General features: G+C 34.2%; 15 protein-coding genes and 7 pseudogenes. 15 read left to right on the plus strand and 7 right to left on the minus strand.

All coding sequences use genetic code 11. From position 1 onward, the window contains the following. The first annotated feature begins 78 nt into the window (after positions 1–78). Together DFR85_RS20565 and DFR85_RS20570 are read left to right on the plus strand one after the other, a co-directional pair. Entirely contained in the window at positions 79–336 is a 258-nt protein-coding gene (locus DFR85_RS20565) for a VapB-type antitoxin (protein ID WP_110269899.1), read from the plus strand. After that, a complete protein-coding gene (locus DFR85_RS20570) occupies positions 320–736 on the plus strand; it encodes a type II toxin-antitoxin system VapC family toxin (RefSeq protein ID WP_054837592.1) in 417 nt (138 codons plus the stop codon). Before DFR85_RS20565 ends, DFR85_RS20570 begins: the two co-directional genes overlap by 17 nt. 146 nt (positions 737–882) lie before the next feature. Here DFR85_RS20570 and DFR85_RS20575 read toward each other — a convergent pair. Next, a pseudogene (locus DFR85_RS20575) lies at positions 883–1934 on the minus strand (ISH3 family transposase). A 493-nt stretch (positions 1935–2427) separates the two neighbouring features. Here DFR85_RS20575 and DFR85_RS20580 point away from each other — a divergent pair. Both DFR85_RS20580 and DFR85_RS20585 read left to right on the plus strand, forming a co-directional pair. Continuing rightward, positions 2428–2658: a type II toxin-antitoxin system CcdA family antitoxin gene (locus tag DFR85_RS20580; protein WP_110269900.1), complete on the plus strand. Its 231-nt coding sequence runs from the start codon at positions 2428–2430 to the stop codon at positions 2656–2658. Then, the gene (locus DFR85_RS20585) at positions 2640–3029 is read left to right on the plus strand and encodes a type II toxin-antitoxin system VapC family toxin (protein WP_110269901.1); all 390 of its coding nucleotides are present in this window, start codon (positions 2640–2642) and stop codon (positions 3027–3029) included. The genes DFR85_RS20580 and DFR85_RS20585 overlap by 19 nt, the downstream gene beginning before the upstream one ends. A gap of 316 nt (positions 3030–3345) precedes the next feature. On the opposite strand, the pseudogene DFR85_RS31825 reads toward DFR85_RS20585, so the two are convergent. After that, positions 3346–4009, minus strand: a pseudogene (locus DFR85_RS31825) (hypothetical protein). Between the two features lie 270 nt (positions 4010–4279). Here DFR85_RS31825 and DFR85_RS20605 point away from each other — a divergent pair. Beyond that, positions 4280–4648 (plus strand): annotated as a pseudogene (locus DFR85_RS20605) (ISNCY family transposase); the annotation flags it as partial. A gap of 19 nt (positions 4649–4667) precedes the next feature. On the opposite strand, the pseudogene DFR85_RS20610 reads toward DFR85_RS20605, so the two are convergent. The 3 genes and pseudogenes from DFR85_RS20610 to DFR85_RS20620 form a co-directional block, all read right to left on the minus strand. Then, positions 4668–4865, minus strand: a pseudogene (locus DFR85_RS20610) (HEPN domain-containing protein); the annotation flags it as partial. Positions 4866–4976: 111 nt separating this feature from the next. Further along, a complete protein-coding gene (locus DFR85_RS20615; RefSeq protein WP_246253012.1) occupies positions 4977–5477 on the minus strand; it encodes a type II toxin-antitoxin system VapC family toxin in 501 nt (166 codons plus the stop codon). Continuing rightward, a complete protein-coding gene (locus DFR85_RS20620) occupies positions 5462–5878 on the minus strand; it encodes a VapB-like antitoxin (protein WP_110269904.1) in 417 nt (138 codons plus the stop codon). The genes DFR85_RS20615 and DFR85_RS20620 overlap by 16 nt, the downstream gene beginning before the upstream one ends. Before the next feature lie 87 nt (positions 5879–5965). Between DFR85_RS20620 and DFR85_RS20625 the strand changes: the two genes are divergently transcribed. Then, the gene (locus tag DFR85_RS20625) at positions 5966–6115 is read left to right on the plus strand and encodes a hypothetical protein (RefSeq protein ID WP_162582665.1); all 150 of its coding nucleotides are present in this window, start codon (positions 5966–5968) and stop codon (positions 6113–6115) included. Positions 6116–6141: 26 nt separating this feature from the next. On the opposite strand, the pseudogene DFR85_RS20630 reads toward DFR85_RS20625, so the two are convergent. After that, a pseudogene (locus DFR85_RS20630) lies at positions 6142–6786 on the minus strand (DUF4322 domain-containing protein); the annotation flags it as partial. A 471-nt stretch (positions 6787–7257) separates the two neighbouring features. Here DFR85_RS20630 and DFR85_RS20635 point away from each other — a divergent pair. The 4 genes and pseudogenes from DFR85_RS20635 to DFR85_RS20645 all read left to right on the plus strand — a co-directional run bounded on the left by DFR85_RS20635 (position 7258) and on the right by DFR85_RS20645 (position 9249). Further along, a complete protein-coding gene (locus DFR85_RS20635) occupies positions 7258–8094 on the plus strand; it encodes a DUF3800 domain-containing protein (protein WP_162582667.1) in 837 nt (278 codons plus the stop codon). A 120-nt stretch (positions 8095–8214) separates the two neighbouring features. Continuing rightward, positions 8215–8363 (plus strand): annotated as a pseudogene (locus DFR85_RS32310) (IS110 family transposase); the annotation flags it as partial. Between the two features lie 13 nt (positions 8364–8376). After that, a pseudogene (locus DFR85_RS20640) lies at positions 8377–8638 on the plus strand (IS5/IS1182 family transposase); the annotation flags it as partial. Between the two features lie 149 nt (positions 8639–8787). Next, positions 8788–9249 carry a hypothetical protein gene (locus DFR85_RS20645; protein ID WP_246253013.1) on the plus strand — a complete coding sequence of 154 codons (462 nt, stop codon included), beginning with the start codon at positions 8788–8790 and terminating at the stop codon, positions 9247–9249. Positions 9250–9340: 91 nt separating this feature from the next. Here the strand turns inward: DFR85_RS20645 and DFR85_RS20650 are convergent, their stop codons facing one another. After that, a complete protein-coding gene (locus DFR85_RS20650; RefSeq protein WP_110269906.1) occupies positions 9341–9679 on the minus strand; it encodes a hypothetical protein in 339 nt (112 codons plus the stop codon). A gap of 173 nt (positions 9680–9852) precedes the next feature. Between DFR85_RS20650 and DFR85_RS20655 the strand changes: the two genes are divergently transcribed. From DFR85_RS20655 to DFR85_RS20675, 5 genes are all read left to right on the plus strand, one after another. Continuing rightward, positions 9853–10296 carry a conjugal transfer protein gene (locus DFR85_RS20655; RefSeq protein ID WP_246253014.1) on the plus strand — a complete coding sequence of 148 codons (444 nt, stop codon included), beginning with the start codon at positions 9853–9855 and terminating at the stop codon, positions 10294–10296. 12 nt (positions 10297–10308) lie between these two features. Beyond that, the gene (locus DFR85_RS20660; RefSeq protein ID WP_110269908.1) at positions 10309–11286 is read left to right on the plus strand and encodes a hypothetical protein; all 978 of its coding nucleotides are present in this window, start codon (positions 10309–10311) and stop codon (positions 11284–11286) included. 809 nt (positions 11287–12095) lie between these two features. Further along, a complete protein-coding gene (locus DFR85_RS20665; RefSeq protein ID WP_110269910.1) occupies positions 12096–13325 on the plus strand; it encodes an ATP-binding protein in 1230 nt (409 codons plus the stop codon). 240 nt (positions 13326–13565) lie between these two features. Beyond that, complete coding sequence (locus tag DFR85_RS20670; RefSeq protein ID WP_012716426.1) at positions 13566–13811, plus strand: hypothetical protein; 246 nt, start codon at positions 13566–13568, stop codon at positions 13809–13811. Then, positions 13795–14190 carry a PIN domain-containing protein gene (locus DFR85_RS20675; protein WP_012716427.1) on the plus strand — a complete coding sequence of 132 codons (396 nt, stop codon included), beginning with the start codon at positions 13795–13797 and terminating at the stop codon, positions 14188–14190. The genes DFR85_RS20670 and DFR85_RS20675 overlap by 17 nt, the downstream gene beginning before the upstream one ends. The last annotated feature ends 205 nt before the right edge of the window (positions 14191–14395 follow it).

Raw genomic sequence — 14395 nt, forward strand, 5'->3', positions numbered from 1 at the left:
GCCAATAAGAAGATTAATAGACTAGAGATGAACTTAATGTGGGAAATATTTATATTTAGTGGGATATAACATAGTAATATGGGATATGTAGTAAAGGTTGATAATAAAGGTAGAATTAAGTTACCAAAAGGATTAGATGAGGCTAGCTCAGTTATAATTATTGATGCTGGAACGTTTTTCGTTGGGATTCCAGTTCCTAAAGATCCTTTAGCTAAAACCTCTGGAATCATAAAGACTGACTTAAGTGTGAGAGAACTAAAGGAGTTGGCAGAAAAGGAAGCAGAAAAAGATGCGTTAGAAAGATATCAGAGGAGACAGCATGCTGATCGAAAGTGACGTTCTAATAGCTCATCTTAAAACTGAAGATAGGTTAAAGGAAGAATCAGAAAAACTCCTTTTAAAGATTGCTAAAGGAGAACTAAGCGTAATAGTTAGTAGGGAAGCAATACACGAGATATATTACGTTTTACGCAATATGAACCTTTCAGTTCAAGAAATATTAGATAAGATAGGTGCATTAAAGAGCATACCGAATATTGAATGGATTCCTACCACTATCGATATTGATCTTTTAGCCTTAGCATTAATGAGCCAATATAATATAACATCGATCTTTGATGCCTATCATGCTGCAACTTGTTTAATCTACGATAAGGAGAAAGCAATTATATCAACAGATCACATTTATGATAAGATTCCAGGTATTAAGAGAATCGACCCTAAAGATATCGTATGAAATGGAAATCTCGTCTTCAATAGTATGCTAAGATCTCACAGTTATTAAGGGAATACTAAGATGCTGATTAGGAAGCTTAAGGTTTTTTATCTTAACAAGGGGTTCAAAGAGGGCGGAAGACTCCATCCGTAACGGTAGACCCAAAATCACCTCCTTAAAAATAAATCTATAGTGTAAATAAGTGTTTCAATTACATTAAATGTAAAATTCTCTGGATTGAATAAATCAGGAAATAAAAGAATTAATAATAATCTAAATTCCTCTCTCCCCACCTCCCCCTTGAATATGGCATATAAGGAGTAGAGCACAAGGGCCAGCACGAAGATCAACGTGCGGAAAACAAACTTAGTAGAACTAGTAAATGGAAGAAAAGCCTTAATGTTCCTATAAGAGGTCTCTATGGGACCTCTTACCTTATTGTACAAATCCAACACCTCTTGGGCAGATCTAGATTAGTAGCCCTAGCAAAATAAACAAGACTCTTCTTCTTTCTCCTCACTTTTTCCTTGCCATACACGAGAAGCCTGAACTTGACCTGCTCATCCCTCCTATGCCTCTTACTATTAGTTGTGTAATCCCCGTCAAACTCCTCAAACACCTTCACGTCCCCAGCTGGGACAGCAATTATATACTTAAACTGTGAAATGAAATTGAGCACATCAACTGTGTAGAAACCAGCGTCAAGAGTTATCAACCTTATCTTGAATCCCATCGCAACAACTTGCTCCACGAGGATCTTCACTATCTCGTCCTTAGTCATACCGTTCACTTGCGGAATAAAGGCAAGTAAAAGTACTTTCCCCTTATACTTGGTTGTTGCAGTTGCGTAGTTCCACGAGTTTCCTTTTTCAGAGCTCCCGAGCCCTTTCACTGGTTTCCCATACCACGTCTTGGTTGTCCAGTCTATTGAAAGATCTATCTCATTCACTCCCTTTAATATCTCCAAGGATATTTTCCTAGCTCTTTCCAATAGCTTTTCAATCACTTCCATCCCTTGCTTCTCTACGTAATTCCTCACGGTCTGTGGGGATACGTCATACGCTCTGGACTTGTTCTCTACTGAATCGTTCCACAAACACGCGGAGATGAGAGTTTTTGCTACCTCATCTACCTTTTCCCCTTGGAAGTTCAACATGGAAAGTAATTTATATCCTATTTGTTGAATGTTATTTTGGTGAGGGAGACCGGGTATTATCATCTCACTTACTCACGTGGTAATACTCCATCTCCCTCACCTTAAACCCTTTCTTCAATTCTTTACACTCTTATAAATTTCTTTATCTTTTATAAATTCGATATTATCCTACCAGAAATATTTTTTCTAATATGATTTTGGGTCTACCGGTTAGGGCGGAGTAGTTCACTTGAAAATCCGTGCAAACGCTAACCTTAAAAACTTTTAAAAAAATTATCTTAACAAGATTACGTATGAGTAAAAATCTAATCAATGAGTACTATGAAGCCTTAACGCAATTCACATAGATACAACATCACTAAACTAAGAAAAGACACAGCAACACATAGGAGAAATAAGTAAAGCATTAGAACAAACATGAACTACGAGACAGTACTAAAAAACCTATACTAGGCTTGTTAGAGACATAGCATGTGGAACCTCCACACCTATATTTATAGGTAAGAAAATCTCATACTACAAAATATTTATTACCTTATAATTCAAGAATGTAATTATGGGCGAATGGGTTACTACATCAACGAAGGTTAGGAGAGAAATTTTAGAAAAAGCAAAAGAGTATAACATTAATGTAAGTGAGGTTTTAAGAAAAGCTTTGGAAGAAGAGGTTAAAAAGAAGGAAGAAGAGCATGCAAGAAGATTATTAGACTTAGCATCCAAGGAGGTAGCAAAAATCAATACTGACGAAGTAGTTGAGGAGTTGAAGAAATGGAGGAAAGAAAGATAAAATACCTTTTTGACTCTAGCGCAATCTTCGATCTGACAAAATTGGGAGGAAAAGCGCTAGATTTCCTAAAGAATAATTATACAATAACATTAGCGTATTATGAACTAGGAAACATACTATGGAAATACAAAGACAAATTAGGTATAGAAGCTGTTTTTAATGCGCTTTCCGCTGCATTATCTTTCGTCAATATAATTGAAGTTAAACTCGATAAAGAAATAGTAGAAGAGGCTATAAAAAATAATCTAACTTACTATGATTCAGCTTACCTAGTCACAGCTAAAAGAATAGGAGCTAAATTGGTAAGCTTAGATAAGGATTTAATAAATAACGGTGCTATAACTATGAAGGATTTATTAAAAATGAACTGAAATTAAACGAAATACTACCTCTTTAGTTTAGGATTTCGAGCTAATACTTAATGAAAAGAGTATTCATAAATTTGCAACACTTGTATATTTTTGAGCTATCTAAGTTAGTTTTGTCTCAAAAATTAGGTACGATTAGACTTTATCGGTAGACTTCAAAATTACTCCTTTTAAAATAAGTCTAATATATTAAAAAATGATTAAGATCTATTAAACAAATATTCATAGAAACAACTAATATTATCGAATAAAAATATAATAATTAAGAATAAACGAAAGTTCTCCCTAGATATTCTACTAGGTACTCCCCTTGGGGGAACTAGCCAACAGGCACGTGTCTGCCACCCGCGACAACACGCGCGTTGGCCTTGAGTTCCCTCACAGTATCCTCTAACAGCGTTTTAGAGTTAACATACCAAGAGTCGAAGACCTTGCCCACAACATTGAACTCTTCCTCAAGAATAGGTAGTATTTCCAAGTATGCTTGTATTTTTGTCTTGAATTCTACTTTTTCTCCCCTTTCCTTTAATATTTCTACTACCTTTTGTAGTATGTATGGTATTATTGAGACTATGTATGTTTCGTTTGTTTTCAAGTCCTTTACTGCAATTAGTAGTATTTGCTGGCTCGTATCTCTTGTGTACTTTGCAGTAGTATACTTATGTTGCGTTTCTTGATACTGGTATTGCTCTTGCGTATTGTTTGTGATCGTGTGTGTCGTCTATTATGAGTATGACTGGGTGGTCTTTTACTATGTTTTTTACTGCTTTCATTAGGTTTGCTATCTTGTCTAAGTTTTTGAGTAGTGTCATGTAGTCCATGTTCATCTCTTGTGATATTTCGTATGTTCCCTTGCCTATTATTCCTCCTAGTAGTAGTCTTATTGCACTGTCTTTTCTTATGTCCTCTAGTGGGGCAAGTGCAGCATATATTGCATCATTTAAAGCTTGGTGATACGCGTCGTTGCTGGGGTTTTTATTCACACGATATTTTCTAGGGATGTTTTTAAAAAGTTTTCAAGCTTCCCTCAGACTACAAGGATTTTCCAATAAATGCTACTTTAGATAAAAATTTTGTCGAATTTGTTGTTACTCATCTTAAAATTCCACTTGATGATTTGCTTAAATACGTTTATGTAAAATATCCAGAGTATACTGTAAATTCAGTAATAAAAGACAGGATTTTTTAAGGCGAAATTTTCGTGTCCAAGTCTCCTCAATTTTTTCTGGAAACACTAGTGTCAGTTAATGGAAAGATATCTAGGTATTCCCGTAAAGTTACTCGTTGTTGATGATTATAAGGGTTATGGTAGGAGGTATTTCTTCTCTACAAACGTTAATGATACTGCTGAGGATATTATAACTACTTGGGAGAATAGGTGGGATATGGAGGTTTTGATTAGGGAGCTTAAGGTCTTGGGTTTGGAGAAGGGTTCCTTCCTAACTTGGCTTAGGAATAAGGGTTTTATAGTGTTGAAGGCTTTTTCCTTGTTTGTTGTTCTTTTGTTCAAGTATTTTACGGGTTTGAACCTTGGAGCTAAGAGAATAACAAGGTTGATAAAAAGTATTTATCAAGCATCTGGAGGGATAAAGAAATTGTTTAAACGTAAGAGAAAAACGTAAACTGCTATTAGAATATTCCTTACAAAGTTCCTCCCACAACGTCCTTCACCCATGATAAAATTTTTCTACCGCAATCTAAGCATCTAGTTGCGTCGTCTTTATTGTAATAATCTGCAGGAGCACCTTGATCGTAAGCGTCAGGGTAACGTGAAGGTATGTAATGTTTATCAAGTTCTTGTGCACATCTTAATATTTCACCTGGAATTTGAATATTAGAAATAATTAAAAATAACTAGTAGTTACGTAGAAGCGTTACAGTCTCGGAAATTTAATAATTTTGTACACAACGGTTATACATTAAATCTAAATCCGGATAACGACTATCTCTCTATAATATTTTCTTTAGATTTAGTATTTTATCGCTAGATAGTGCATAAATTCCGTATTCAATTTTCTCCAATATACCATCAAAACCGGAGTCAAAGCTAGCTAGATAAAAAATATCATTTTGAATCATCGCAAATAATATAGCACAGTCAGTAAAACTCAATTTCTTTTTTCTATTTGGATCTTCATTTATTTTCTTAAATAATCTAATAATATCATGAAGGGAATTTTCTCGATCAGTTAAAATAATTATCTGAAAGATATTCTTTTCAACGTCTTGTAAGATTAAATCAATAACTTTCTCTATATAGCTAAAAGGTTGCTTATTAATCATTAAAGTAAATAATTCATCAATTACATATTCGAAGATTATTGGCTTTCCAAATTTCCTAGAAATAATTTTATTCATTAGCTCTACAGCTTTGTTATGGTTTGCGTCGTTCTTATTAAGAAATGAGTAAAGAAATGATGTATCTAGGATTATCATTATTGCTCTTTCCATTCAGTTATTGCTTGAAATATGCTAGGCTCCTTCCTTTCACAAGGGTTTTTTATATCTATTACTTTTTCCTCTCTTGAGATAGAGGAATCTATTAAATGGCCTGCAACTAATCCTATTTTAGTACCTAGTAGCGTCTTTATTATAAAATTTAAATTATCGTCGTCAGAAAACTTTATGTCAGATGAATGTAAAGTTACATTTGTAGCTATTGGCATTATAATCTTGCCCAAGGGAAGTTCTTCCACAATTTTACTTGCGCTATACTCCTCCACCTCACCATTGAATTTTTCACAGATTTCTTTTAGTACATTATCTAATTCCTCGTAAACTTTGAGCTTCTCTGCATTAATAACAAGTCTATAACTAGTTCCTTTCACTATATAATTAATTGCTAGCTTCATAAGATAAAATCGTAAGGATAGTATTTAAAGTGTATAGCTAAGCGTTACTATTGATGAATATGTTCAACAATTTTTGAGTGAACTCCTATGGTGATTTTCACGAACAACACTCCTAAACAAGAAGACAAGCTTTACAAGGGTGAGACTAAGAAGACTAGGTATAGGGGAGGAGGTGGTGAAGGTCCTCAAGTTAACCCCAATCAAGTAGTTCCTTCGGCTCTTCAAGCCATCGCCTAGCCATGTTAGAGGCAAAGCATGTGGAGCCTCCTATGCCTCTTACTATTAGTCTTGTAATCCCCGTCAAACTCCTCAAACACCTTCACGTCCCCAACAGGCACAGCAATTATATACTTAAACTGTGAAATGAAATTGAGCACATCAACTGTGTAGAAACCAGCGTCAAGAGTTATCAACCTTATCTTGAATCCCATTGCCATTACTTGCTCCACGAGGATCTTCACTATCTCGTCCTTAGTCGTTCACTTGCGGAATAAAGGCAAGTAAAAGTACTTTCCCCTTATACTTGGTTGTTGCAGTTGCGTAGTTCCACGAGTTTCCTTTTTCAGAGCTCCCGAGCCCTTTCACTGGTTTCCCATACCACGTCTTGGTTGTCCAGTCTATTGAAAGATCTATCTCACTCCCTTCAGTACTTCTAAGGATATTTTCCTAGCTCTTTCCAATAGCTTTTCAATCACTTCCATCCCTTGTTTCTCTACGTAATTCCTCACGGTCTGTGGGGATACGTCATACGCTCTGGACTTGTTCTCTACTGAATCGTTCCACAAACACGCGGAGATGAGAGTTTTTGCTACCTCATCTACCTTTTCCCCTTGGAAGTTCAACATGGAAAGTAATTTATATCCTATTTGTTGAATGTTATTTTGGTGAGGGAGACCGGGTGTTACCATCTTCCTGTGTCACGTGGTAATACTCCATCTCCCTCACCTTAAACCCTTTCTTCAATTCTTTACACTCTTATAAATTTCTTTATCTTTTATAAATTCGATATTATCCTACCAGAAATATTTTTTCTAATATGATTTTGGGTCTACCGCTGGCGGAAGGAAATCAGCTATTTCCGATAATCTAGGGATTTTGCAGTATTTTTCCAAATACTTCGTATAATTTACTCATATTTTCCACAAATTCGTCATTTTTTACAAGATTCTTAACAATTTGTACCTTCGTTTCTAGAATTATCATTGTTACTCATTCCATTCACTTATTGCTTGAAATATGCTAGGCTTCTTTCACAAGGATTATTCACTTCTATTACCTTCTCCTCTTTTGAGGCTACAGAATTTATTAAATGACTTGTAATTAATCCTATAGAAGTACCTAGTAAAATATTTAAAAACTCTCTTGTTCATATAATTTTTGTGCTAATTGCTTTTATTGATGAAAACGGTAAGGGAACTTTCAAAGAACTTAACAAAAAAACGAACAAGCCTTATCCATTTATTGTTACTTCTACTATAACTACTGACAGAGAGCTTGATAATATAAGGAATAATATCAGTGAACTAAAGGCTAATTACGGATTACCTACCAATATGGAAATTCATGCAAGTGATCTTTTCCATCCAAGAAAAAATTTTCCTCTTTCTGAAGCTCAAATACGCGATTTTGCAAACGAATTTGCCAAAATAATCAGAAGCTTAAATTTAAGAATAATATCTAGTGTTGTATTTAAAGATTATATAATAAAGAAAAGAATTGGAGAAAGATTTACGGTTACTCCTAGATTGATAAAAGATGATAAGGATTTAAGCGTCGATGTAATGGGAATAGCTTATAAACATCTATTTGAGAGACTACTAAAACTAGCTGATAGAGAATATTCAAAGGACTGGATACTTATTGTACATGATCAGATAAATGTAGATAAGGATTATCAAATGGCAAAAGATCAAATGAACATAGTTAAAATTGTAGAGGGCGAATTGGTGAATAATGCGTTTATAACAAGGACGTCTGCAATAGGTAGAATCTTTAAACCTATTTTATTCGCAAATTCTGCTAATTATGAGGCTTTACAAATATCGGATTTTGTAGGATACATTATAAGAAAACATATACTTAACGAGAATAGCGAAAAATTTCCTTACGAAAAATTATTTGAGATAATTAGTGACAAGCTGGATAAAGATCCAAAATCAGGAAAGATAGAAGGATGGGGAATTAAGATCTGGACGTATTTTGCAGAAGTTAAATGATCGGGAACACGTGGCCGCTACGCCAGGTGCTCCCTCATCTATAGCGCTACGCTACTCAATTAGCTTCTATTTAATAGTGCCTATTTAAAGTTTTCTTTAAATAATTCTTAGTTGACTTTAATGGCTAACCTTTTTGTTGACATATCACAGAGCAAATTAACACAAAGGGAGAACTACTAGTAGAACAAGGGAAATCCACAGTATCAATTAAGGAAGTGAAAGAATTCAAGTACAACAATAAGGGGATAGAAGAACTCGTAAAATTCCTAGGAAAGACGCTTTAGGCGTGGTCATCCTGCTAGGCGTAAGGCTGTGCGCGAGTTCAAGAAGTTGGGTTATGAACGTTGGCGGGATGAGAAGGGTTATGATAATAGGTGGTTGGTTGAATCCTTGTTCTCAGCGGTTAAGCATTTGGTGAGTCTGTTAGGGCTACGAGTTTTGCTGGTCAAGTTGTTGAGGCTAAGCTAGTTTGGCTTATGCTTGAATGATGTACATGGCCAACCTTGTTGTTGGTCGAGCTAAGGGCTTTGAGGTCAAGAAGTAGTATAGTAAATTATTTAGGAGAGATATTATTTTCTATAGGAAACATATTTTTACTGTATCATCCTATTGAAATATATTGAACGAACCCACAAAGCAAATGTAATACGACTTAATAAAAGCTTATTTTATTTCTTGTTAGAATATAATGAAATGATTGAAGAGAACATTAGGTATATTATAGAAGGTTACAGTACCAACAGTCTTGAAAATGTAAAGTCTTCCTTAAAGAATTCTTTCAAACTTGATGCTGACGTCATAATTAAGAAAAGGAGTAAGTACAAGGTCTCAATATCCTTTAGGACTTCTCCAGAAGAGAAGATAAGGGATTGTAGCGATTTAGATGAGTTCTTCTCAAGACTTGGAATTATGATAACTAGAATAATAATAGCCAGAGTAGTAACTTATGCACTCGAAAGTACGTTAGATAGTGCAGCTACAGGAGGAGTAACAGGAGGTGCAGCATTTAAGAGGCTTGACGTAGGATCATTAATTGCCGCTCTTTCAGGTTTAGCTGGATATACTGTAGGAAATATAGTAGAGAAAACGGAAGAGATAATTCTTTTCTGTGAGAAAAGGAACGGAAAATGTATAAAAATTGGAAAAACAATATAGTAGTGAATATTACAAGTCATCTTAATCCTTTATTCTCAAGTTCTTGAATATCTCTTTTTATTTCTTCAGTGATGTTATCTAGATCTTTAATTTAGTTTAATTTATAAGTAATTAGCACGGAATAGGAGTTAGCCATTGCCATGTAAGAGTTAATTCTAACGTTCTTCCTCTCTGACGATACCTCCATACCTACAACTTCTCCTCCTAGCATGTTTATATTTAAATTTAATTTTCCATTTAATATTATTTCTAATGATAATTCTATGTAATCTATCTTGCCCAAGTTTAAATTACCAACAATCCTACGTAAGTCTTCCTCAACTAAGTCTATTTTATCTAGGGATTGAATAAAGAAACTTATAGTACCAATAATGTTATTGAATTCTACTATTAAATCATCTTTTAATGCAGTTACACTTCCTAATATCATAGACCCTGGAGGAGTTAATGGTAAATTATCAGAAATAACGTAGCTTAAGTCCTTGAGTAGCTTTTGTCGGAAAATCCCTGCAGTGTAACGCGATCTTTAATTAGAACTACGCAATGTAGAAGCTGAAGCGACTTCTAGAAAGATTAATTAGAAAGTATATGATAAAAATAGATGTGAACAGCAAGTACTTTTACGTAATGGGCATATTAAAGATCGCTAAGGACTTAGGAGTTTCAGTTAGTGCAACAAAGTTGCAGAAGTTAGTATTTCTTATCGAGAAAGAATTAAATTTTAATTTAGGTTACGAGTTTATTCCCTATTATTTTGGCCCTTTTTCTAAAGAATTGCAAGACGATGTGTACAGGCTTAAAAATTTAGGTTATGTAGAGGTTAAAGAAGAAGCTGTGGAAGATTTTGTTTCTGGTGCAATTATAGGATTTAAGAAGGCCTACAAAATTTCGGATAAAGTTACCTTTGACTTTAGTTCTTTAGATAAAAATTTTGTCGAATTTGTTGTTACTCATCTTAAAATTCCACTTGATGATTTGCTTAAATACGTTTATGTAAAGTATCCAGAGTATACTGTAAATTCAGTAATAAAAGACAGGGTTTTTTAAGGCGAAATTTTCGTGTCCAAGTCTCCTCAATTTTTTCTGGAATATATAGAAGATGGAATAGTAGATTGGGATTATGCATTAGATGCTAGAGAAAATATAAGGAATAAATATGAGAAATTACTTAAGGAAGGTTCAATTACTAAGGAAGAATTTGAAAAATACGAAAATAGAAAGATAAATTATTTGCAACAAGCCGTTGAGAAGTTATCAAAGGGATTACTTTTGATATATGCAGGGATTATATTATTGCCCTTTATGATTGTTGCAGAAATGAGCAATTTTGGAATAAAGCATCCAAGGGAAATGCAAGAGATTATTAATAATGCGAGAAATCACATAAAAAAGAGCGTGAGCCTTAATGAGATTGAGAAATTAGGACACGAGCCGATAAAGGAATCTAATCTTAAAGAGCTACTTGAATTGACTCAACGAAACTATAGAAGATATCTAGGAAATGAAGGAATAGCAAAGTGCTTAAAATCAGTTGAGAATTTCATTACAAGTTCCATTAAGAACAGGAAATGGGAAACTCTTTGGGAAATTGTTAAAAAATGTGAAAAATTATTTAATTTAAGTCAGTTAATGAAAGAGAATTTACAATTATTTGTAAAATGTATTAATAACGATAAAGAATCGTGTAGAAAACTTAATTTAAGCGATGCTGTTCTTGATCAATTGGCGAAAAATCCTTATATTATTAATTTCTCATTTGCCATGACAGAGATGTCGATAAAGGAATTTATTGATATGAGTATATTAGCCTCTTATTTAGAGCCTTTATCGACTATTACAAGATATAGTATATCATCCAATCCTGCATATATTACAAGGAAGGAATTATTAGAAGACGTTAGGGAACATCAAGACGATATAATTTCTTTTCTAGAAATGAAGGTACAAATTGTTAAGAATCTTGTAAAAAATGACGAATTTGTGGAAAATATGAGTAAATTATACGAAGTATTTGGAAAAATACTGCAAAATCCCTAGATTATCGGAAATAGCTGATTTCCTTCCGCCAGCGGGGAGTTCCCACCATCAACTCAGCAGCCAGAGAGCCCTCCAAGAGGGGACTATCATCCAGGTCTAGTCCCTTGAAAGAAGGGATAGTGATTGCCCCTCCCATAGTCCGGTAGACCCAAAATCGTACTACAAATATAAATTCAACACTAAACCTCATATTTTTCTTCATAAGGAACATATTTTATTATACTTATAATAGAGAGCATTAAGAATAATGTATTAAATAAATGATACAAATAAAGCAGATTTTATCATAAATATCTTTATCATTTCCTAATTTACAATAATATTCCTCACTCTATCTTTGTAGAAATATAAAAAATCTAATATGGTACTTGGAAATTTATAAAAATTATCATATAATTATCTAACTAATTACATTAAATCTTTATGAACCACTAATAACAAATAAAAATTATTTTTACTAATTAGATTTTGGGTCTACCGTTCTAGGGGCGGGAGAAGTCAGTTGCTAGCACTTCTTACCTAACAGTCCTACAGGTTAAGCATACTCCTTAAAATCGAATAACATGTACACCTCTTGAAATGATCGTATTTAGAAATATTACTTCTCTAATAGGAATGAAAATCCTACCCTCGATTCTAAAACTGCGTGCACTGCTTACCGTACGCCATGTCATTATAACTTAAAAGAAAGAGTATTAATTAAATGGTATTACTCTCAGATTTAGTTTTGGAGTATACTCCATAAGTTAATCGGAAGAGTTTTGGAGTATACTCCAAAAGTTTAAAAATGCAAAAAACTCCTATTATGCGTGAACGTTGAGGAAATAAAAAGCGTTCTGAAGGAACAAAGAGAAGACGCAGAAAACTTAATGAGTAGGGCAATACCCAGAGATGTGCCTAAGGAGGAGTTGCTAACAAATCTATCAATCCCAAATGTTTTAGCAATATTAGGAGTTAGGAGGAGCGGGAAATCTACTCTATCACTCCTATTATTAAAAGACAAAAACTTAGCTTATGTTGACTTTGATGATGAGAGATTGAGAAATTTAAAATCTGAGGATCTGCATATGGTTGAACAAGCAATTTACGAACTTTACGGTAACGTGGATTACATCCTGTTTGACGAAATACAGAACATTCAAGGTTGGGAGCCCTTCGTGAGCAGGCTGAGGAAGACTAAAAGGATAATATTAACCGGGAGTAATTCTAAGTTACTTTCCGGCGAGCTGGCCACAAGCCTAACCGGAAGGCATGTGGACTTCACGCTCTTTCCCTTTTCCTTCAAGGAGTTTCTAAGGTTTAAGGGAGTTAATTACTCCGAACCGCTTACGACAAGGGAGAGGGCTGAGATCAAGAATTACTTAAGGGAGCACATGAGCATAGGAGGTTTTCCTGAAGCGTTGCTGCTAAACAGTAGGCAAATAGTCAACAGCATTTATAATGATATACTGTTTAAAGACGTAGTACAGAGGCTTAAGATAAAGAGGATATCTAAGTTTAAGGACTTTTCCTCAGCAGTAATTTCCCTTTACTCTTCTGAAGTTTCTCTAAATAGAATTGCTAGAATGCTCAGAATTGATTATAAAACTGTTGACGAGTGGTTTTACGGCCTGACCACAAGTTACTTAATTTATTCCGTGGAAAGGTATACCGGAAAGTTGAGCAGAATTGCAGAAAACAAGAAGGTTTACGTAGTTGACATGGGTATTATTCAAGAAGTCTCTATAAAAAAGGATATGGGGAGATTAATGGAGAATTTAGTCGCAATACATTTGCTTAGGAAAAATCAGAACAAGGGAGTTTATTTCGTTAAAGGAGAGGAGTACGAGGTAAACTTTTTAGATGAGAAAAACGGGGAGTTAATACAGGTAACTTATGATGAGGAGGGGATAAAGGAGAGGGAGTTAAGTGCTTTAACTAAAGCCTCCTCATTATTGGGTTTCAAACCCAAAATCGTAACGTGGGACATGGAGGAAATAATGGATTATAACGGTAAGAAAATAGAGTTAGAGCCCTTGTGGAAGTTTTTATTGAGATGACACGGCCTCTTCAGTTTTCGCTTAATTGCGTCAAAGGTACTAGTACTGACTACTTATATCACAAATTTTTGTGACATCTTTTTGACTTCTTTCATATTAGGTCTATCCTTTGGGTTAGGAGATGTCATTTTTACCTAACATATTCTTACTCTCAAGAACTGTGTTGTTTACATAAGATAAACACTATATTTAAAGTATATAAAGTAAACTTTATATACACACTTTTCCTATTCTTACGTTATGAGTGAAATTATTAGAGTTAGTAAAGATGTGAAGGAGAAGTTAGTTAAGATTGCTGCTGAACTGCAGTTGAATAAGGGTAAGAGAGTTAGCTTAAATGATGCGGTAGAATATTTAATAACTTTTTATGAGGAGAATAAAAAATCTCAAAAGAATGTTCAATTACTGTTTTCCCTTTTAGGTTCTGCAAAAGGGATTAGAGAGGAATTAGAGAGGTCGAGAAGAGAAGATGAGGGTAGTAGTTGATACTGGAGTACTAGTTGAGGTTTTAGAAGGATCGGATTTAGGAGAAAAATTCCTTAAGCTTGTTAATAGTAGTAAACTAGAGCCAATAATTACTAATCTGACATTAATTGAGTTAACTTATATAATATGTAGGAAATATGGAATAAATAAGGCTAGAGAATTAGTTAAGAAGTTGCTAGACTCAGGTTATTTTGAAGTAGTTAATGCGTTAGAGTTTGCTGACCATATAATAGAGACGAAGTGCAATAATTCCATTTCTATAATTGATGCTTCTGTTATCGCAACAGCTAAAGGACTAGGAATTCAAGCATTGTTTAAATTAGAGAAAGAATTGAAAGATAAAAAGTTAGAAAATGTCATATTTATAGAGAATATCTAGCTTAAGAGCTCTTAGTTGAAGTGTAACTACAACAAAACGGCCTACATCCCAGTCAGATCTGACTAAAATGTTTTATATAAGGAGGCCAGTTATTAAGTTCCAGTTAGTAACAGCACGCGTACAATATAGAATTAAGCACTAAACCCTTTTCCTTAAGTTAATTTCTACTCCACATAGAAATAGCTGATACGACAGAATATAATAA

Origin of the sequence: Acidianus brierleyi, assembly GCF_003201835.2 — an archaeon.
Classification (GTDB): Archaea; Thermoproteota; Thermoprotei_A; order Sulfolobales; family Sulfolobaceae; genus Aramenus; species Aramenus brierleyi.

Excerpts from the sequence above, each read along its gene's own strand:
- DFR85_RS20565 (WP_110269899.1), top strand. The coding sequence starts at position 79 with ATGGGATATGTAGTAAAGGTTGATAATAAAGGTAGAATTAAGTTACCA.
- DFR85_RS20570 (WP_054837592.1), top strand. The coding sequence starts at position 320 with ATGCTGATCGAAAGTGACGTTCTAATAGCTCATCTTAAAACTGAAGAT.
- DFR85_RS20580 (WP_110269900.1), top strand. The coding sequence starts at position 2,428 with ATGGGCGAATGGGTTACTACATCAACGAAGGTTAGGAGAGAAATTTTA.
- DFR85_RS20585 (WP_110269901.1), top strand. The coding sequence starts at position 2,640 with ATGGAGGAAAGAAAGATAAAATACCTTTTTGACTCTAGCGCAATCTTC.
- DFR85_RS20615 (WP_246253012.1), bottom strand. The coding sequence starts at position 5,477 with ATGGAAAGAGCAATAATGATAATCCTAGATACATCATTTCTTTACTCA.
- DFR85_RS20620 (WP_110269904.1), bottom strand. The coding sequence starts at position 5,878 with ATGAAGCTAGCAATTAATTATATAGTGAAAGGAACTAGTTATAGACTT.
- DFR85_RS20625 (WP_162582665.1), top strand. The coding sequence starts at position 5,966 with ATGGTGATTTTCACGAACAACACTCCTAAACAAGAAGACAAGCTTTAC.
- DFR85_RS20645 (WP_246253013.1), top strand. The coding sequence starts at position 8,788 with ATGATTGAAGAGAACATTAGGTATATTATAGAAGGTTACAGTACCAAC.
- DFR85_RS20650 (WP_110269906.1), bottom strand. The coding sequence starts at position 9,679 with ATGATATTAGGAAGTGTAACTGCATTAAAAGATGATTTAATAGTAGAA.
- DFR85_RS20670 (WP_012716426.1), top strand. The coding sequence starts at position 13,566 with ATGAGTGAAATTATTAGAGTTAGTAAAGATGTGAAGGAGAAGTTAGTT.
- DFR85_RS20675 (WP_012716427.1), top strand. The coding sequence starts at position 13,795 with ATGAGGGTAGTAGTTGATACTGGAGTACTAGTTGAGGTTTTAGAAGGA.